Source organism: Evansella vedderi, assembly GCF_030813435.1.
Taxonomy (GTDB): domain Bacteria; phylum Bacillota; class Bacilli; order Bacillales; family Salisediminibacteriaceae; genus Evansella; species Evansella vedderi.
The window spans coordinates 152,535-172,788 of sequence record NZ_JAUSUG010000013.1 but is presented as its reverse complement, the minus strand read 5'-3'; the positions used below and the strand labels follow the sequence as shown (position 1 = coordinate 172,788).

At 38.5% G+C, this 20,254-nt stretch carries 15 protein-coding genes; 1 reads left to right on the top strand and 14 read right to left on the bottom strand.

The genetic code is table 11. The annotated features are described in order from the left end of the window. Positions 1-140: 140 nt before the first annotated feature. Complete coding sequence (locus J2S74_RS16400) at positions 141-2,198, bottom strand: cation:proton antiporter (RefSeq protein WP_307327276.1); 2,058 nt, start codon at positions 2,196-2,198, stop codon at positions 141-143. Positions 2,199-2,426: 228 nt separating this feature from the next. Here J2S74_RS16400 and J2S74_RS16395 point away from each other — a divergent pair, with 228 nt between their 5' ends. Further along, positions 2,427-3,290 (top strand): 5'-3' exonuclease, encoded by an 864-nt coding sequence (locus J2S74_RS16395; protein WP_307327289.1) that lies wholly within the window; start codon positions 2,427-2,429, stop codon positions 3,288-3,290. Between the two features lie 245 nt (positions 3,291-3,535). Here the strand turns inward: J2S74_RS16395 and J2S74_RS16390 are convergent, their stop codons facing one another. From J2S74_RS16390 to J2S74_RS16330, 13 genes are all read right to left on the bottom strand, one after another. After that, positions 3,536-5,011 carry a PASTA domain-containing protein gene (locus J2S74_RS16390; protein ID WP_307327275.1) on the bottom strand — a complete coding sequence of 492 codons (1,476 nt, stop codon included), beginning with the start codon at positions 5,009-5,011 and terminating at the stop codon, positions 3,536-3,538. Continuing rightward, positions 5,004-5,675, bottom strand: coding sequence for an ABC transporter ATP-binding protein (locus J2S74_RS16385; protein ID WP_307327273.1), 672 nt, complete (start codon positions 5,673-5,675; stop codon positions 5,004-5,006). The genes J2S74_RS16390 and J2S74_RS16385 overlap by 8 nt, the downstream gene beginning before the upstream one ends. 19 nt (positions 5,676-5,694) lie before the next feature. Continuing rightward, positions 5,695-7,149 (bottom strand): ABC transporter permease, encoded by a 1,455-nt coding sequence (locus J2S74_RS16380; RefSeq protein ID WP_307327270.1) that lies wholly within the window; start codon positions 7,147-7,149, stop codon positions 5,695-5,697. A 310-nt stretch (positions 7,150-7,459) separates the two neighbouring features. Beyond that, positions 7,460-7,660 carry a hypothetical protein gene (locus tag J2S74_RS16375; protein ID WP_307327268.1) on the bottom strand — a complete coding sequence of 67 codons (201 nt, stop codon included), beginning with the start codon at positions 7,658-7,660 and terminating at the stop codon, positions 7,460-7,462. A 97-nt stretch (positions 7,661-7,757) separates the two neighbouring features. Continuing rightward, positions 7,758-8,654, bottom strand: coding sequence for an AEC family transporter (locus J2S74_RS16370; RefSeq protein WP_307327266.1), 897 nt, complete (start codon positions 8,652-8,654; stop codon positions 7,758-7,760). Between the two features lie 301 nt (positions 8,655-8,955). Then, a complete protein-coding gene (locus J2S74_RS16365) occupies positions 8,956-10,404 on the bottom strand; it encodes an aldehyde dehydrogenase family protein (RefSeq protein ID WP_307327264.1) in 1,449 nt (482 codons plus the stop codon). A gap of 26 nt (positions 10,405-10,430) precedes the next feature. After that, positions 10,431-11,471: a homoserine dehydrogenase gene (locus J2S74_RS16360; protein WP_307327262.1), complete on the bottom strand. Its 1,041-nt coding sequence runs from the start codon at positions 11,469-11,471 to the stop codon at positions 10,431-10,433. Then, entirely contained in the window at positions 11,471-12,679 is a 1,209-nt protein-coding gene (locus J2S74_RS16355) for a M20 metallopeptidase family protein (protein WP_307327261.1), read from the bottom strand. Before J2S74_RS16355 ends, J2S74_RS16360 begins: the two co-directional genes overlap by 1 nt. A 17-nt stretch (positions 12,680-12,696) precedes the next feature. Further along, positions 12,697-13,893, bottom strand: a complete 1,197-nt coding sequence (locus J2S74_RS16350; protein ID WP_307327259.1) for a cystathionine gamma-synthase family protein — start codon at positions 13,891-13,893, stop codon at positions 12,697-12,699. 232 nt (positions 13,894-14,125) lie between these two features. After that, complete coding sequence (locus J2S74_RS16345; RefSeq protein WP_307327257.1) at positions 14,126-15,334, bottom strand: M24 family metallopeptidase; 1,209 nt, start codon at positions 15,332-15,334, stop codon at positions 14,126-14,128. 564 nt (positions 15,335-15,898) lie between these two features. After that, positions 15,899-17,578 carry a PucR family transcriptional regulator gene (locus J2S74_RS16340; protein WP_307327255.1) on the bottom strand — a complete coding sequence of 560 codons (1,680 nt, stop codon included), beginning with the start codon at positions 17,576-17,578 and terminating at the stop codon, positions 15,899-15,901. Positions 17,579-18,043: 465 nt separating this feature from the next. Beyond that, positions 18,044-19,063 carry a bile acid:sodium symporter family protein gene (locus tag J2S74_RS16335; RefSeq protein ID WP_307327253.1) on the bottom strand — a complete coding sequence of 340 codons (1,020 nt, stop codon included), beginning with the start codon at positions 19,061-19,063 and terminating at the stop codon, positions 18,044-18,046. Between the two features lie 75 nt (positions 19,064-19,138). Further along, on the bottom strand, positions 19,139-20,245 hold the full coding sequence (locus tag J2S74_RS16330) for a glycoside hydrolase family 88/105 protein (RefSeq protein WP_307327251.1): 1,107 nt from the start codon (positions 20,243-20,245) through the stop codon (positions 19,139-19,141). Between the last annotated feature and the right edge of the window lie 9 nt (positions 20,246-20,254).

Sequence of the window (20,254 nt, the reverse complement as noted above, 5' to 3'; positions counted from 1 at the left end):
ATCCATTATCAGAGGTGCGTCTACTATATAGGTGTTTATGAAATTTTGAGAATACGTGAGTATTCAGGAGATATTTTAACTTTATAGAGGGAGGTCTTAAAAGTATGTTTAACCTTTTAAGACCCCCTCTGTTTCTCTGTCTATTCTTTATATATAAAGGTTTTCGGAACTTCAGTCCCCCTAGTTCCACGAATATCCACCTCTTCCTCCACCTCAGCAGGATAATAAATAATGAAGCTTTCACAGGAAACAAAGGCTAATCTCTCTGGCAGCTTCTCCAACTGTGAATGCCAAGCTATCGTTCCCTTTCGTGCGCTTAAAAGGATGACTAAATCATCCCTCGTTAATTTAGGTACATAATTATTATTCAATATCTCCCAGTCTTCAACATGAACAAGCGTTGTAGGTGGATTAGGTTTAATTTCCTTCATATATCTCACATATTTATCCGTCTCTTCTTTAATGACTAATACGAGTAAAGAGACGTTTAATTTACCGGTTATCATTTTTATTTTTTGTAAAGCATCACTAAATCCCGGTTTTCGATTTGCACCAGGGGAAATGACTAACACAACCCGTTTTGCCGTATTTAAGGGATAACCTATTTTTGATACCATAATGGTTTGATTTGTCCGCTCAATCACCCTGTCAATGACACTACCAAATAATCGTCTACTAGTCATCTTTGCATCCCATCCAGCAACGATGATATTGATTCTTTCCTCTGTAATAGCCCTAATTATTCCATCAGAAACATTTAAATCCACTCTTGTTAAAACTCGGACAGGCATTTCTGCACCTGAAGCGTACATAACAGCACGGCCTAGCATTTTCTCAGCCTTTGCTACACCACTTTCTGCTGCTTTCCCTTCCTTTTGAACGACGGATAATGGGTACAATGGTTGATCCTCACTATTTGCTCCCTTAATTAAAAAGGATAGATCTAATAAAGATTCCATGGTATTCGGGTCTGATAATGGAATCAAAATCCGTTCTGGACCTTCCTGAGGTTTATAAGGTTTCTCCTCTTCAGTCAAAGCTAGCTTTCGTCCATATTTATCTACAAATGACGGGCCAATGATACAGGTTAATAAAATCATAATAATAACTGCATTTACTGTAGATTGATCTAATAAACCAACATTAAACCCAACCAAAGTGGCAGCAAGGGTTGCTGCGGCTTGTGGTATAGTAAGCCCAAACATTACCTTCCGTTCCATGCTGCTATAGCCATACAGCCTCCCTGCTACGTATGGTGCAAGCCCTTTTCCCATGAAAACGGCAGCTAAAATGAGCAATGTTACAACCCAAGCACTCGGGTCACTTACAAGGACCCTTAAATCCATCAACATACCAACGGAAAATAAAAAGAAGGGAATAAAGAGAGCATTACCAAAAAAACGTATGCGATTCATTAATGGACCATAATCTAAAATTAACCGGTTCAGTGCTAACCCCGCTAGGAAGGCCCCAATTATAGGCTCCAGCCCAGCTACAAGAGCCAAGAATCCAGCTGCAAATAAAATAACCATTACAAAGGTAAAATCTTTGATACCTTCACTATTAACATTTCGAAAGAACCACCTTGACAGGAGTGGAATACCAGCTAAGACAACCGTAACAAAAACAGCGATGGATATTCCTAACTGCACCCAAAAGGCCGGTGAAAGTTCTCCAAATACTGCACCAGTTATCACCGCCAGCACTAATAAAGCGGAGGTATCCGTCACAATCGTACCTCCAACTGCAGTTGTAACTGCCGTGTTTTTTGCAATCCCCAGCCTGCTAGCAATGGGATATCCTAATAGTGTATGGGACCCTACAATAGATCCAATAAGAATGGCAGCCATCAATGAATAGCCCAATATAATAAAAAAGGCCGTGCCAATTATAAATGGAATTATAAAAGACAGTGTTCCAAATAGTAAACTTCGGTGTTTATATTTTTTAAAGCCATCAAGGTCCAACTCTAAACCAGCGATAAATATAATAAATAATAGCCCCACTGTCCCCAGTAATACGATTGTTTGATCCCGTTCTAATATATTCAACCCATTTGGACCGATAATAATTCCAGCAATAATAGGCCCAATAATTCCGGGAATCCTCAATTTATTCATCAAAATAGGTGTTAGAAAGAAGATAACCATCGTTAGGGCAAAGATTTTAACAGGGTCTTCAATAGGAAGTTGAAACAAGGAAGTGTCCCCCTTAAATAGTAAAACAGATAAAGCTTTCAATATTCCTTAGAGCATTATTAATTATATGATGAAGGTAACTCATTATTATTCACTTACTAACATTTCAATAACGTAATACGCACTCAAGCTTTGATGTATAGATTATTTCCTATGAAATCTTCCCGTTTTTTCTACTTTTTTTGTTATAATGTATAGAATGTCATTTAAAAAGGAGTTATTTTGGTGATGAAAAATAAAGTTATGCTTGTGGACGGAATGGCATTATTATTTCGTGCTTTCTACGCTACCGCTATGAGCGGTTATTTTATGGTAAATAGTAAAGGAGTGCCAACTAATGCTATTCATGGATTTATTAAACACTTATTTACAGCCGTAAATACGTACAAGCCAAGCCACGTAATTTGTTGCTGGGATATGGGAAGTAAGACATTTCGCACGGAGTTATACCCTAATTATAAAGGGAACCGAGGGGAACCCCCTGTTGAGTTAATCCCCCAATTTGACCTTGTGAAAGATGTTGTAGAATCTTTGGATATTCCGAATGTAGGACTTGATGGCTACGAGGCGGATGATTGTATTGGAACATTAGCCCAACATTATAAAGAAGAAGCAGAGGTATTGATCTTAACTGGAGATCAGGATATTTTACAGCTAATTGAAAAAAATATTCATGTTGTTCTCTTGAAAAAAGGCTATGGGAACTACGAATTATACAAAGAAGACAATTTCTATGATGAAAAGGGGATACATCCTCCACAAATGGTTGATTTGAAGGCATTGATGGGAGATAGTAGTGACAATTATCCTGGAGTAAAGGGAATTGGTGAAAAAACAGCACTAAACCTATTAATAAAATACGGCAGTATTGAAGGTATATTAGAAAACTTAGGATCGTTAACAAAAGCTCAAAGGACGAAGATTGAACAGGATCTGGAGATGTTACATTTATCCCGTAAACTAGCGAGAATTCATTGTGAAGTAGCTGTTAATTGTTCATTAGACAATGCTCTTTTTAACATTAACCGGGAAAGAATGATGGATAAATTCCAAGAGCTGGAGTTTAAGAACTTAGATAAAATGATTGGATAAGTCAATGAATTACATGAGGGTGACTCAAACTCCATATCCTTATAGACAACACGTTAAATGAAAACTATTTTGGCTATGCTAAATTTGGAGTTGTTTTACGCTTCAATCAACTTCGTTTGAAAATAAACAATGTATTAAAACATAGTTTTCGTAATAAAGGTGTTTTTTACCTTTTGAGTCACCCTCGAAGTAATCATGGGACGGGCCTCTGTTCTTCTAATACCTTACATCCCCATCCGTATTCGCTATTTATTTTCTAGCTCTTCTTCCATTGGTAATGGCTCATGGGCCCCACCGTCCTCCCACGGAGAAGAATTCCCTTTTTTATTGTTACTTACCCTTATCTCTACTTGATAATCCATCGGAACAAATTCATTGAAATTACTCATACTGACTACGGTTCCTTTAACTTCAGGAGCTTCTACATATTTTACTTTGTAATGAACATTAGCGCCTTTGGATCGGTAGTCCTCATAGAATAGACGTGGCAGCTCTCCTTCCAGCAGACCACGGTAATCTCGTAAGAAAGGCTGTCCTTCTGAATAGACAACTTTAATATCCATGTTGTCTCCTTCTATTAGCTTTGTTCCAGCTTTAATGGATTGAGATATTAATCCTCCGTACGGAACATTTCCATGAAACCTCTGTTGCATCATCACATTTAAACCAGTATAATTCATTGCCTCTTCCATTGTTAGTTCAGAAAAGTCTGGTACAATAATTGCTTTTCCAAGGGAGACGACAACTTCCATTTTATCGCGTTTTGCTAATTTCTCATCTCGAATACTTTGGCTAATAATCATACCTGCTTCTACATTGTTGGAGTCTTTCTCTGTGTATGTCATTTCAATTTCATTGTTTTCCGCCCACTGTTCTACTTCATGACGAGGTTTTCCAACAAAATCGGGAACCGTAATATTCCGTTCAAATGTTTCTTTCCCTCTAGAATAGTAGACAATAGCCCTGTCTCTTCGGCGGTACTCTTCCTCATTTACGTTCGAATCACGAATGGCAAGCCGAATGAAATTTCCCTCTTCCACTTCATCACTATATTCTGTAATAATTTGAATATTTTCAGCTTTCTCAGATGCGATCCACGTTTCAACCTCATATAGGCTCATTTCCTCAAAGTTAGGTAAGACAATTCGTTCATCTAGGTCTGGTCCTGTGCTCCCTATAAGGGTAATTGTTTCACCTTTCCTTACTCTTGTTCCTTCAAGTGTACTTTGAGAGATGATTTGATTGACATCATACTCCATGCTAGTTTCATGGAGCAATTCTACCTCTAAGCCATTTTCGTTTGCCCATGCCCGTGCATCGGAAATAGGTTGTCCAACAAAATCTTCCATGATAACGTGAACAGCTTGATAATAAAGGAGGAAGAGTAGGAAGAGTGCCAACACTCCTCCAGTAATCAAATATATGATGGTACGGCGCCTTTTCTTTTTATATTCTGGGTCTATTTCCATTTCCTCCACTGATTCCATGTGACGGTTTACAATTGATTTTGCAGCAACATTGGCTTTTGAGGAGTTAGTAGATCCCTCAAAGATTTGCTCTTTCACTGAAGTTTGATCTGTTTCAGACTCTCCCGCTATTTCTAACTCTTCTTCTTGCCTTTCTGATTTATTTTTGTCATTGTTACTCGTTTTTTCTTTCTCTCGCTCATTCATAAATTGATTATACTTATCCTTGTTAAAGTTAGATAAGAAATCACTCATGTTTTGTTAAAACACCTTTCTTTAAAGTGTAAATTTGATCAGATTGCTGAGCAATTTCATTTGAGTGAGTAACGACAATGACACACTTCTGGTGTTCATGAGCAAGTTTTGTGAAGATATCAATAATTTCTTGTTCCATCTCTTCATCAAGATTACCGGTTGGCTCATCTGCAAGAATGAGTTCCACGTTTGTTGCCAATGCCCTTGCTATAGCTACACGTTGTTGTTCTCCCCCGGATAATTTATTTACAAAACGGTCGGCTTTTGTTTTTACAATGCCTATGTAATCTAGTAAATTATAAGCCACGTTTTTTCTATCCTTCGGTATTTCATTTTCTGTTATGGACATGGGTACAAGAACATTTTCCACCGCTGTGAAGGAAGGAACGAGATTATAACTCTGAAAAATAATTCCAACATTGTTTCGACGGTATTTTTCATAGCCTATTTGTTTAATATCTTGTCCATGAAACAAAACATTTCCACTATGTGGTTCATCTAATGCACTAAGTAAAGCCATAAATGTGGTTTTTCCTGAACCTGAGTGTCCTAAGATAGTATAAAATTTCCCCTTTTCAAAAGAAGCATTTGTATCTCGTAATATATAACGGCGATTCTCACCGTCTTGATAGTAATAATTTAAGTTTTTTGCCTCTAGTATCATTATCTTCTTCCCCCCTCTATTACATTAATATCTTTTTCGGATTTAAACGAACGATATAAATTAATGGTATAACTGTTGATACAAGGATGGTTAACAGACCTATTACTAAAAACATCATAATATAAGTTGCGTTTAAATGTACTTGATAGGATTCAATAACATCATCTGTTGTTAGATTCGAATGAAGCTCACCACCATAAAAATAGTAGTCTTGATACTGTTGATTTGTATCCGACTTCATCATTGTATCTGAAACCCCACTAGCGAGTAGATTTCCAGTAAAAAGGGAGAGTGTTATCCCTATGATAGCAACAATCATCACTTCCAATAATACTTGACCAACGACACGACTTCGACGTTCTCCTAACGATAAGTAAATGCCTAGTTCACGCTTACGATCACGTAAGAACAATAAGACAACTAACCCAATAATTAATACAGATGCTACAATGGAGACGATTAATACGTATCCAGATAACGTGGCCATGGATTTAATTGGTCCAGCAATGTTATCAAAATGATCACTGACATTCCTAACAGTGTATAGTTGTGGTATTAGTGGCATTGCTTCTTCTGCAAAGGCTTCAGCTACATCTGTTGAATGTAAGATGAAAATCGGAGAGAAATGTTCATGAATCTCCTCATTTTCAATCATTTGTGCGTACTCTTCATCAATGGCCATATATGCTTCCATATGGAATTGATTTTCCTCTCGTACAACTTGATTTGACACATAAACTGTATTCTGATATTCAATATCCATCCAATCCCACATACCACGGTCTGAATTTTCCCCATCATTCTCAGCAACTGATTGTGGTTCGAATAAACCAATTATCTCTAAAACAACATCACGAGAAGCAATCTCTTCCTCCTCCCCTGCTGAGTAATCAAACACCTTATTTGTTAAGGCAAACGTATCCCCAACATGTAAATTATTTTCTTCAGCCAGTTTCTTTGAAATTATAGCAACAGATGCTCCGTTCTCAATTTCGTCATCCGTAAACACTCTTCCATCAACTAATTGCCCTCTTCCTTCTTCAAAATCAAGGACACGGGCATAATTAATACCTTTTAACTGAAATCTCGGGTTATAAGAGTCACCATAATGTACTTCCATACCACCTTCATAGCTTTGGATGTCATCAGAGCCTAGCCATGTACTTGATGAATAATCATAATATTTTACATACGAAAGTTCCCCGATCTGCCTAATAAGATCGCGGCCTATAGGAGTCCAATCTACTTCCATCATTTCCTGTTCACTCATACTATCCAATTTCTGATAATCAATTTCCAATGTTGCTGCTGTACCTATTCTTTCTTTAATGGTTCTTTCTACATTACTTGTTGCTTGCTGAATTGAAATAGCTCCAGCTATTACGTTCCCCAAAATAAAGATAATAAATAGTAAAATAAATGATTTCCCTATTCTTCTAGTAACATTTAAAGCGCCGCGTTTAATGAAGTTCATAACCGTCCCCCTCAAATAAGTTTTTTTTGAAACTATTTTTTCTCCCCTATACTTAACAGGGCTGAAACAGATTTAATTAATAGAATAATCTGTTTAATCTTCCGGTTTAGAATAGGTTTTTTCTAACTTTTTCCACAAATCTACAAATTTAGTATATTACGAGGGAGTAGTTAGTGCAATCTAATTTTTCCAACATTAGTAAATAATTTTCATTCTATCTCTGGGCTCATAATAATCTATGTAACATAAAAACATCCTCTCCAGCAGTTAATTGTGCTAGAAAGGATGTTTTCAGCTAGAAACTCAACGTTTATTTATAACCTTTTCCTTTTGTTAATATGCACGGAACTCCTTTTCCTATGGCTCCTGGTTTACTCATTTTTTCTATATACGCCAAACCTCTACGACACTGCTTCTTACAGATTATACAAGTGCTTGATGTGACCATCTTCATTGTGTGTGCATACTTATCAGCTGTTGAAACTTTGATAATTTTTTTCTTTTTTCCCATTTTCAATCGCTCCCCATTTTGATGATTTATACTATGCATCAAACGAAGGGAAGTGAGTACTAGAAAAAAGATTTTTTAGTGTATTTATTGGACCGAATTAACCTATAATCCACAGTAATATGGTTATTGTAAATACGCTTATTAATGTAGAAATTAATGTAATACTGGACACAAGCTTTGGTTTAGAATCAAATTCTACAGCATACATAACAATGGTCGCTGCTGATGGGGTAGCTGCCAATACGATCAAGACTTTGGCCAGTAATGGGTCCATTGGCAAAAGCAAAGTAATTCCAAAGGCAATTAATGGAGATATTAGCAGCCGAACAATAACGCCATAAGATACATGTCCCCATTCGAAATTTCCCCACTTAATTTTTGCTAATTGCATCCCTAAAATAAGCATCACCGTGGGGATTGTTGCTTCTGCAATAATATCCACTGTTTTAAATAGGTTATCAGGAAGTGGGAGGCCTGTACCTCTGAGGAGTAATGCAATGATCACGGCATAGGTTGCTGGCATCATAAAAATAACCCTGATAGCGGTTTTTATCCCAGCTAAACCTTTTGCAGCATAATAAACGCCGAAGAAGTTCATGATAACAGACTGTATAACCATGAAAACAATAGCATAGGCAAACCCTGCTTCCCCATAGGCAAACAGGATGATCGGAACCCCATAATTTCCTGAGTTCATGAAGGCAGTAGATAAGATTAAACCACTTTCAAGCTTTGTAGGGTATCTCATTACCCTACAATAAACCTTATTCACAATTATTAATAACAATAATAGCAAAGCAGCAAAAATAGCCATATACAAATATTGTATATTTAATTCAGCCGTATAGAAGGTCCGGAATACTAATGCTGGAGTCATGATATAGATGGCTACAGTAGAAATAGGTTTAATGTCAATCCTTTTCCATACTTGAACTACATAGCCGATCAAAAAGACTAAAAGAACTGGTAAAACTACTTGAATAAAAATTGTCAAAAGAAAGCACCACCAAATATTCGTTTTTTCATATGGCTATTATATATCTACATGTCTTACTTTCCCAAAGGAATTTTTCTCTAAATTTAAGGCTCGTTTAAACTTTGATGTTGATTTTCGCTTCTGGCTGCCCTGCGCCGATCTACTTGCTCCTTCGATTACTCGTCACAGGTAAAGACTGCTCCCTTTCCGCGGGCAACGCTTCAATCGACTCTGTTTAAAATAAATATTACTCTTTAACAAAGTCAAAAAAAAGTCCTCCCAGGGTGTTTGGGAGTGACGTTAATTTTGTTTCATTATACTACATTTGATAATCTTGTAAATTAAAGCAAACAACTTTTGGTTCCGTCATGGATTCGATAGAGGAACGGACACCTTCTCGCCCTAATCCTGAGCCTTTTATTCCCCCAAATGGCATTGCATCGATTCGATAGTCACTGCTATCGTTTACCATAATACCTCCAACATCCATGTTTTTAATAGTATAGAAGGCTTTCTCTATATCTTTTGTGAAAATTCCAGCCTGAAGACCGTAATTTACATCGTTTGATTGCTTGATGGCATCCTTTAAATTTTTCACCGAATAAAGAAGTACAACTGGACCGAAGATTTCCTCCTTTGCAATGACAGCTGTTTCAGGTACATCGGTTAAAACAGTAGGTTCATAGAATGCACCATTTCGCTTTCCACCTGTTAGTATTTTTGCACCTTTGTATAGGGCCTCATTAACCCAGCCTTCCACACGTTTTGCTTCTCCTTCATTAATCATTGGTCCCATGTCGGTCGACTCTAACATTTTATCCCCTGTCTTCATCTGTGAAGTTCTCTCTACAAAAGCATCACGGAAGCTTTTATAAATGGATTCTTCAATGAAAATCCTTTGAACACCGATACAATTTTGACCAACTGCAGAAAAGGAGCCGGAAACACAAGATTCAACAGCCTCATTTAGATTGGCATCTTCTAACACGATAACAGGAGAGTTAGAGCCGAGTTCCATACTTATCTTTTTTAGTCCTGCTTGATGGGCAATTTTCTCCCCCGTCTCTAATCCACCTGTGAAAGAAACCATTTTGATGGTTGGGTGAGTTACAAGGAGTTCTCCTATTTCTTTACCTGACCCCGGGACAATGGATAAAAATCCTTTCGGCAGCCCCGCATGAACAAATGCCTCCCCTAATAATAAAGCACTTAACGGGGTAACAGATGCAGGTTTTACTACGATAGCATTACCAGAGGCGATAGCTGGAGCAATTTTATGTGCAACCAAATTTAAAGGATCATTAAAGGGAGTTATGGCACCAATAACACCAATGGGAAATCGATAATAGTAGCCTATTCGATTTTCACTGCCCTCTTTTTGATCAAAGTTGATTGTCTCTCCATTGATTCGCCTTGCTTCCTCTGCACTAATTCTGATTGTTTGAATAGCTCTTTTTACTTCACCACGCGCTTCTGTTATCGTTTTACTTCCTTCCGATGCAATGGTATTTGCATAACGCTCCCTATTTTTTTCCACATAGTCCGCAGCTTTATTTAATACACTAATTCTTTCATGTGTCGGCCAAAACGGGTGTTTCTTAAAAGCTTCTTGCCCTTTCTCAATAGCAAAGAGCATATCGTCCTTTGTAGCTAATGGAACCTTGGCAATTAACCGATTGTTTTGTGGATCAAATACATCGAACGTCCGTTGACTTTCCACCCAAACGCCTGCAAGGAGCATCTTTTCTGTTATGATCTTTGTATACATCATACACCCTCCTTATCTTTCCATAGCTATTGTCCGCCTTTCCCAAAGTGAATAAGGTCTATTAAAAGGGAGTATCCTGTTTCTACTAATCCAGCACCTGCTCCAGTAAGCATAATTGGTCCTGCCAAATCACATTCATATAGAATGGCATTTGTGGCCCCTGTTACTCCTGCTAATGGGTCATCAGCATCTAATAATTCTGGTTTTACGGAAGCAGTGACCTCTTTACCATCCTTCTTCACCCTTGCTATTAGTCTCCATTTCTTCTTATTTTTTAAAGCCTCCTGCACCTGTTCCTCTGTCATACTACTAATTCCTTCACAGGGAATATCCTCTGCTGCAAGAGGAGCTTCCATGATATAGTTTGAAAGGATAGCCGCTTTATATCTGGCATCGTACCCTTCCACATCACTTGTGGGGTCCGCCTCTGCATATCCGAGCTCTTGTGCTTTTTTTAAGGCCTTCTCATAGGATTTTCCCTTCTCCATTTCCGTTAAAATATAGTTCGTTGTACCATTTAGAATCCCTTTTATCTCATAAATATTATTTCCTATAAGTGTTGTAATAGGCATCCTCAAAGCAGGAGTTCCACTCATGACCGTACCTTCAAATCCCCAAAAGGCACCTTTTTCTTCCGCTAACTGAGCCAATTCCCTATAAGCTAGAGCAACAGGGCCTTTATTCGTAGTAATAACGCTTTTTCCACGTTCAAATGCTGCTCGGCAATGATCAATAGCAGGCTGGCCTGTTTTTACATCTGTAAAGGTTACCTCAACAATTACATTTGCATTGGATTTATTGATAGTATCAAAACTATCCCAGCCTTTGATAAGCCCCTCTTCATCTGGATATTTTTCTACATTTCCCGTTTCCTTTACTGTTTCTAATAACCTATTAATATTTAACCCCTTTGGTTGATACACTGCCCCTTTCATGACATCAGATACAGCCACAACTTCATAATTTAACCCATACTTTTCCGAAAGGTCTTCCCTTTGTTTTGATAATAGCTCAGCTAATGTTTGCCCAACACCGCCAAATCCAATAAATGCAATTTTAGTGGGCACTACCTGTCACCTCCTGGCTTTAGCTTCCCTTCTAAAAACTCCCGAACACATTTAGTTAAGATAGCTGTTCCAATAGGTAAAGCATCCTCATCTAATTTAAACTCCGGTGTATGCAAATGATATTCCTTTCTGGAGTGAGGTGCACAACCTAGAAAAAACATTGCTCCCGGAATTCTTTCCGTAAAATGACTAAAATCTTCTCCACCCATCCCATATGGTTCTTCATAGATTTTCATATTCGGATACATACGTTTAGCCGACTGAATGATTAGGTCCATTATTAATGGGTCATTGTTAAGGGCTGGTTCTCCGTACTCAAAGCTTAGATCGTATTCTCCCCCTAAAGATTCGGCTATTTTAGCCACTGCAGCAAGCTCATTCCGAAGCTGTTGGCGTATTTCATGAGTATAGGAACGGATCGTCCCCTTAATTTCTACTGTATCGGGGATGACATTAGCTGAATTTCCCCCGTGTATGCTTCCGACACTGATGGTGCCTACCTCTAACGGATTTAGCTTTCTACTGATCAAGCTATAAATTCCTTGCAATATATAGCTGCCTATCCATATGGGGTCTGTCGTCTGATAAGGATAACCACCATGTCCCCCTGTTCCTTTAATTTTTAAAGTAAAGTTATCGATATTTGCCATACTAGGACCTTTGTTAACTTGAATCTCCCCAACTTTTCTCCAGGGGCATATATGCAAGGATAAGATAGCATCCAAATCATCGACAATTCCAGATTGAAGGACATATGGTGCCCCTGTTAATCCATATTCATCGGTACTTTCTTCCGCTGGTTGAAAAATTAATTTAACCGTTCCATTTATTCTTCCAGCCTCTAAATCCTCTGCCAAGAGCTGGGCAACTCCAAGGAGCATTGCCATATGGGCATCGTGGCCACAGGCATGCATTACACCAGGGTGAGCAGATATGGGCTCCCCGTCTCCCTTTTCTTGTATGGGAAGGGCATCCATATCTGCCCTAATACCAATAACCGGACCATCCCCAAATGTGGCCTCAGCCACAATACCATGGCCTGCAATTCCTGTCTTAATATCATAAGCTCCCATCGTTTTTAATGTCGTTTCTATAAATCTACTTGTTTGTTCTTCACGAAAGCTTAATTCGGGATATTGATGAAAATGCCTTCTCCATTCAATCAGCTTTCCCTTTAACTGTTCGGAACGATGAGAGATGATATCCAAAACTAGCAGCCTCCTTATTAATTGTTCACTAAATGTTTTGGTAAGGAAACAAATGCTTGCTCTAAGTCCTCTATTAAATCTTCAATATCTTCTATACCTGCTGAATAGCGAACGAGTCCCTCTGGAATACCTAATGCCTTCCTTTCTTCCGGTGTACATTCCACGTGACTCGTTGTTCTTGCTGGACCGACAATTGTCTCTACAGCTCCCAAATTTGCAGCACGATTAGCAAAATGTAACTTCGGCAGCAAATGACGAACCGTTTCCATACCACCTTTCACGGAAAAGCTTAACATTCCTCCGAAACCTCTCATTTGTTGTTTGGCGATATCATGTCCCCGGTGAGCCTCTAATCCCGGATAGAATACATCTTCAACCTCTGGAACTGACTTCAAATACCTTGCAACGGCTAATGCATTCTCATTTTGCTTATCAATTCTCAGCTTTAATGTTTTCATTCCCCGTAGGAGCAGGTAGGCTGCCATAGGGTCTAATGTGGCACCATTAATTTCTCGGTAATGATAAATTGTTTCCACTAATTCCTTCGGTCCACAAACGGCTCCCCCTAATGCATCCGCATGACCACCTAGAAATTTCGTTGCACTGTGTATAACAAGATCTGCACCTAATGTTAGGGGATTTTGATTAATTGGTGTTGCGAAGGTATTGTCTACAATGACAAGAGCACCCACTGTTTTTGCTGCTTTCACCATTCGTTTTATATCCGTAATTTTTACGGTAGGATTCGTTGGCGTTTCTAAATAAAGGATTTTGCAGCCTTTTGCCACTTCCTTTTCTATTTCCTCATGATTCCCCGTTTCGCAAAGGACTACATTTACGTTATTTTTAGGTAAAAACTCGGAAAAAATTTTATTTGTACCTCCGTACGTATCCTTAATAGACACTATTCTGTCTCCTGGTACTAAAAAAGTACTTAGTGTATTGCTGATTGCTGCCATTCCAGTGGAAAAGCTTGTGGCAGCTTCAGCCCCTTCCAATATTCTTATTTTGTCTTCAAAGGCTTGAACAGTGGGATTGGTATTTCTTCCGTAAATATGCCCTTCCTTATTTCCGATAGCTACCTCAAACCATTCATCCATATCATCATAGCCAAAGGAAACACTGTGAACGACTGGTACTTGCGTAGCACCGAAAGCAAGATAGTCTCTTTCTCCGGCCCAAATGGATCTTGTGGACATTCTTGAATTCTTCATCATGAATTCCCCCTCGATCAAATTTTGATAATTCCTACCCTAAAAATCTGAATCTGGATGTCATTCGCTACGGTCCACTCCTTTCCGCGGACAACCTGTCAAGCTCCCGCGGGAGCCAGGATGGCGCCATTACGCCGTTGCCCACAAGCGGAGCCTGTAACGGATTCGAGAGACAATACAAATCCTATTTTAATACCCCATGATGCCAATTTGTTTGCATAAGTGAATTATATCAGCTGATTTTTCCGTCTTGTTTGTCTATTCGGTATGGTGATTGGATAATGAGCTCTCTTGGGTAGTTCGTAAAGGTTTCACATCCATTTTCCGTTACTCGAAAGGATTCACTTATCTCAATTCCATAATTGTCAAACCAAAGGGCAGGGATGAGGTGGAATGTCATATTAGGTTTTAGAATTGTAGTATCTCCTTTACGAATACTTGCCGTATGCTCTCCCCAATCTGGTGGATAATTCAAACCAATGGAATACCCTAGTCGTGCTTCCTTTTGAATGCCATGCTTTTGCAGGCTTTTTCTCCAAACCTCCTCCATTTCACCGCAGGTCATTCCTGGTTTAACGGAATCTAATACTTCATTTAAGCCCTCCACAACGATGGGAGTAATTTTTTGAAGTTCCTTTGAAGGATTCCCAACGGTTACTGTTCTTGCAAGGGGGACATGATACCGTTTATAGCAGCCAGCAAGTTCAACAATTACAGCGTCCCCTTCTTGAAACGTTCTGTCGGTCCATGTAACATGTGGGATCGATGTTCTTTCCCCTGCTGGCAGCAAAGGAACAATGGCCGGATAGTCTCCACCGTACCCTTCCGTTCCTGAAATAATTTCATAATAAATCCGTGCAGCAGTGTCACTTTCCCGTACACCAGTTCTTATACTTTCTGTCCCTTTTTTCATAGCTTTCTCTGCAATCTTAGCTGCCCGCTTCATATATTCAATTTCTTGATCTGATTTAATTAATCGAACATAATTAACAACTAGATCTCCATCCTTAAAGGTGGCGTTCGGAAGCTTCTGTTTTAATCTTTCATAGGCTTTTGCTGAGAAATAGTAATTGTCCATTTCCACCCCAATATGGCGGTTTCCATGGCCAATTTCATTTAATATATCTGCGATAAAATCCATCGGATGGTATTTCGACGACTGAACATAGTAATCAGGGTACGGGATGATATTTTCCTCGTACAACCATGTGGTAGCTTTTGCTCCATTAGCATCTTGATAACGCCCAATCCAAATTGGCTGAGACTCATCAATGATAATCACTAACATTTGATGCACATAAAAGGACCAAGCATCATACCCTGAAAGATAATTCATATTGGCAGGATCCGTTACAAGCAAAACCTCAATTCCCTTCTCTTCCATTCGCTCTTTTGTTTCTCGTAAACGGTTTTGATATTCCAAAATATCAAACGGAAGCACTGACGTTCCCTCCTCCCATATATCTAAATATTTAAACGGCCGTGTAGTATTAAATTATTAAATTATCGTCTAAAAGGGAATGCTCAATGTGTATGAACTTTTATGGAGTTTGTTATACAGTTTTTCGATGTTTATAATGTGTAGCTGTTTTTAGTTTATTAGGAGACTATAATTTGGCTTGGATACGCTACAGGCGTAATGTCACCGTCCTGGTTCCCCGCGGGCAACGCTGGAGTCGCCGCCTTCCGCTCCTCCAAGCTTTTAAAAAATGCAACAAAGTTTAGAAAGCTGCCAAAAAGTATTAAAAAAAAGGCTGGGACAAAAGTATTTTTACTAATAAGAAATCCGAACAAACTAGTTGTAGGCGCAATCTACCCGCTTCGGAAATATACTTCGCTTTCCGCGGGCGGCTGGTGAGCCTCCTCGTGCTAACGCACTGTGGGGTCTCACCTCTGCCTCTGCTCCCGCAGGAGTCTACGTATATTTCCTCCGCTAAGGTAGTGCATTGTTCGTATTTCCGATTAGACACTTTAGTTATGTCCCAGTCTCTTTACTTAAACTTTTTTAATCAAATTTTCTTAACATCCATAGTCGGACGCTTAGCTCTAACAAAAACAGATCATCGGAGTCGACTAGGGATAATTGGGTCAATGACTCAATGTTCCGCAAGCGATGAAGGAGGGATTGCCTGTGTAAATTTAAGGCACGGGCAGTTTGACTGACATTCCCTTTGTATTTGTTGTATATCATAAAAGTGTATATTAGGTCCGTTTGCCTTTTTTTATCATAATCTAGCAAGGGTTGAAGAGTATCCTTTACAATATTCTCTATTTCGCTCTCCTGTGAGAGAGCCATTAATAATCGATTTATTCGTGTATCACTGAAGAATGTCCTTTCTCCAGGTCCATACTGCTGTTTCCCTATATCTAATGCCGTCTTTGCCTCTTCATAGCTGTTATAAAAGGCGTAATGGCCATCCTTATGGGTAGCTATTCCCCAAGATAAATCAATCCCATTCAAAAGCTCATAAAGCCTTCGTTCTATTACATCCAAAAACTGATTTGCCGTCTCCATATATGGATGGTGATCCGCTTCTAAATAAATGATCACTTCGTTCTCATCAAAAGTGGTCATCGTTTTTCTGTGAAGAACTTTTCCAGCGTTGGTAATAACCTTCTGTATATAATAATTCATGCTTTGTAATGAGGAGGTTGGTGGACTGTCCTTCCCTCCTTTTTTATGCGGTTTATTCTCATCTTGATGACTAACATGGCCGACAATACATATATATGGTCTAGTTAAATCATAGCCAAGGAGCTGTGCTTTAGAAATAAGTTTGTTAGTGACTTCTGTATGTTTTTTTGCTAAGTCAAGAATGAAATTATCCCTTAGACGTACCTCCGTCATTTCAATGGCATTTTCTTTTACAAAATATAGGGCACAAGCAGTTAGAGCATGATCAAGGACATTTAAGATAAACCATGTTAACTTTTCCCTATCCTTAGGCTGAAAATGGAGAATTCCCTCTTTACTTTGATTATTAATGATCGGCAGCTGGTAAACAATTTGATTATCCACCATATACTCTTCAATCTGGTGATAGAGAGGATGGTCACTAAACAAAATATCAGATGGGGGGATTTGTTGTATTTGTCCCTTTTCATCTGAAATAGTCTGAAGGAGCTTTTGTGAGAAATGTTGGTTAGAGCGAATTGTTTTTGTATTATCCGTGATAGCTAAGGGCATTTGCACATGCTTATATAATATGCGGGAAATGTCCTGAAGTCCTTTATTGTGGAGGACACAGTTAATCAGCTCCTGCCTAACATCCTCAGCCTGCTGGCGCTCCCCTTGCTTTTCTTTATGAATTTCGTGTAAAACAATGTGGAGTATATCCCCAAAACGTACTTCCCACGGAATATCAATGATTATAAAATCACGTTTTTTCGCTAATTCTATAATTCGGTCGGGAACATCATAAACATATCTCCCTGTAGCAAAAGCTAATACAGAAGCACCAGAATCAATAATATCCTTAACGAATTCCTCTAATAAAAGGGGGTCATCCTCACATCCAATTCCAGTACTCAATACAAACTCATTTTTACGGACGAAATTTTCTACAGGAATTTCAATAACAGAAATCCATTCGATTATTTTTTTATCAAGTAGTTCCTTCCCTGCCTTCACCTTGGATGTTCCCATAATCGGTAATTGAACAACATCTTTTACAGTGAGCCCCATCTAACCACCTCAGTTTAATGCTGAACTTTGGCTTTCATAGTCTTTAAGTTTATTAGCATTTGAGTATTTACTACTATGTATATACAGAAAAGGTTCCCCATACCTCTTAAAAGTTAACTTGTTTTTATAAATTAGATTAAATTATCCTTACACGTTTTTGTTGATGCTTAATTTTTAACTTATGAAACAGGTTTAGCAAGCTCCTTAGACATTACCTGTTCCATCGACGTTTTATGAGACAGGTAACTACCGATTCTACTATCTTACCTGTTTCATGGTTGCTTCTATGAGACAGGTAACTCTCGTTTCAACTGCCTTAACCGTTTCATGATCGCTTTATGAGACAGGTAACTACCGATTCTACTATCTTACCTGTTTCATGGTATAAGTTACTACCTTTCATAAAGTAAAAAGCTATGCGAATTTCAACGCATAGCTTTTTTACCAAATAAATTATCCTAAAATCTATTTTCCCTGGACCTTCTTATGATAGATTTCCTCCTTTGAGGGATAACCATTTCTCTTTAAAAAGCGCAATACCTTTTCTTCTGTATGGTCGAAATAATAGTGTGCCAAACGGCCAAAAATAGAAGCAAGAAATTGCTGGAAAAGGATCGCAACGACAATTGGAAATGCGGCGGCAGGTGGAAAAAAAGCTGCTGCAAGTGCTGCACCTGCACCGTTATTTCTCATTCCATTGTTATACATTAAGCTAATAGCGATGGTTTTATCCCATCTCAACAACCTTGCTATGAATAAGCCAATCCAATATCCCAAACTTGAAATAAGCAAAATAATAAAACCAATAAAGATGATCGTTCCATTCAGATTTTGCAAATAAGGGGAAACAACTGCTCCATTTACTAGAATTACAAAAATAAGACTTAATTTTGAAAATGGCGCAAGGGTAGAAGCGGCTTTTAACGCTTCGTTCTTCCAAATTCTCGTAGCGATAACACCTAATACAGATGGGGCTACAATCATCCAGAACAGGCCTGACATTAATCCAACAGTATCCATGGAAACTTGTGTACCAACATAAAGGTTTAACATAAAAGGAACTAATAGGGGGGACAGCAGTGTGTTGATAAGAACAATTGATAGTGTTACTGCCTTATTCCCTTTATAAATGCTTACCCACATCAAAGAAACTACCCCTGTAGGGATAATATAAGCTAAAACAAGCCCCATGATGATATATGGATCCCCAGAAAAAAACAAAGTACCAATACCTAAAGCTATTAACGGCATTATTACTTGTAACAGTAGTAAACAGACAATAATAGGTAAAGGACGAGATAGAGCCTTTCTTATTGCGCTGATGTTTAACCCTAAACAACTAACAAAGCTGATAAAGGCAAAGGCCCACTGAACTAAATAGGAGTAGGAGCTTAAACCTGAAAATAAAGTTACACCAAGAATAACTGCCAAAGGCGTTACATACGGCATCCATTTTTGTAAAATACTATTTAAATTATCAATCACATTTTACCCTTCTCTCCCAATAACTAAAGGCCAAATGGATACAAATCCATTGACCTTCTTAAAAACTATTATACTTTAGTTTTCATTTTGATGCATTTGAATACTAGCTAATACGAATGCACCTACACCGTGCAAGTCATTGGCACATGTTTCTCGGGCCACATAATACTCGTAGACACCAATGGAGGTACCAATACATATTCCGGTAAGGGCAATACTTCCGTCCGGTTGGACTTCAATGTACCGATTCACAATTCCTTCATAGCCCTTTTCGGCAGCTTCCATATACTTCCTATCTACATAGCCTTTGTTCACTGCTTTTGCAATCGTATATACAAATAAACTAGACGCAGAACTTTCTAACCAATTATCAGGTAAATGGCCTTTATCTACAATTTGGTACCATAACCCTGAGTCCTTATCTTGGTATTTAACTAAGTTCGCCACTAAATCTTGAAGAACGGATATCCACTCCACCTTTTTCGGGTGATTCTTTGGAAGCATTTCAATCATGTTTACAAGAGCCATACCGTACCAGCCTAATGAACGCCCCCAAATTTCTGGTGCAGTATTTGTTCCTGGTACTGACCAAGGTGTTTTACCACTTTCATCCCAACCATGAAAGTATAAACCTGTCTTATCATCTTTCGTATTTTTCCTCATTAAGCTTTCCTGGTGGATTACAAGGTCAAGAAGTTCCGGCTCATCAAACTGCTGACCGTAAGTAATCGTAAATGGGCCAGCCATATACAATCCGTCTAGCCACATTTGATACGGGTACTTATCTTTATGCCAAAAGCCTCCCTCTTTCGTTCTATTTAACGTCTTTAATAGATTTCTTAGCTTAGAAGCTGCGATTTTATAACGTTTATCACCGGTTTTTTCATATAGAGAAAATAGTAACAACCCTGGTTGAATGGCGTCTAACTCACTTCTGCGAAAAAGAAAATTCCCCTCTTCATCCACAAGTTTATCTACGTATTCTTTAAAGTAATGATAATAATCATCGTTTTTTGTTTCTTTCCACACGTCTTGCATTCCACAGAGGAATACACCCTGATGATAGTGCCAGCGATCCGCTGGAGGTAACTTAACTGGTTCATATTGGTTCATTAAACTTCTACAAGCATCTTCTGCCCATTTTAATGCGGTTTTACCCTTGTATACGGCAACTGTTGTCATCCCGTCTCC

What these genes read in the sequence shown, in the direction of transcription:
- J2S74_RS16395 (WP_307327289.1), top strand. Translation starts at nt 2,427, where the DNA reads ATGAAAAATAAAGTTATGCTTGTGGACGGAATGGCATTATTATTTCGT.
- J2S74_RS16390 (WP_307327275.1), bottom strand. Translation starts at nt 5,011, where the DNA reads ATGAGTGATTTCTTATCTAACTTTAACAAGGATAAGTATAATCAATTT.
- J2S74_RS16385 (WP_307327273.1), bottom strand. Translation starts at nt 5,675, where the DNA reads ATGATACTAGAGGCAAAAAACTTAAATTATTACTATCAAGACGGTGAG.
- J2S74_RS16380 (WP_307327270.1), bottom strand. Translation starts at nt 7,149, where the DNA reads ATGAACTTCATTAAACGCGGCGCTTTAAATGTTACTAGAAGAATAGGG.
- J2S74_RS16375 (WP_307327268.1), bottom strand. Translation starts at nt 7,660, where the DNA reads ATGGGAAAAAAGAAAAAAATTATCAAAGTTTCAACAGCTGATAAGTAT.
- J2S74_RS16365 (WP_307327264.1), bottom strand. Translation starts at nt 10,404, where the DNA reads ATGTATACAAAGATCATAACAGAAAAGATGCTCCTTGCAGGCGTTTGG.
- J2S74_RS16350 (WP_307327259.1), bottom strand. Translation starts at nt 13,893, where the DNA reads ATGAAGAATTCAAGAATGTCCACAAGATCCATTTGGGCCGGAGAAAGA.
- J2S74_RS16340 (WP_307327255.1), bottom strand. Translation starts at nt 17,578, where the DNA reads ATGGGGCTCACTGTAAAAGATGTTGTTCAATTACCGATTATGGGAACA.
- J2S74_RS16330 (WP_307327251.1), bottom strand. Translation starts at nt 20,245, where the DNA reads ATGACAACAGTTGCCGTATACAAGGGTAAAACCGCATTAAAATGGGCA.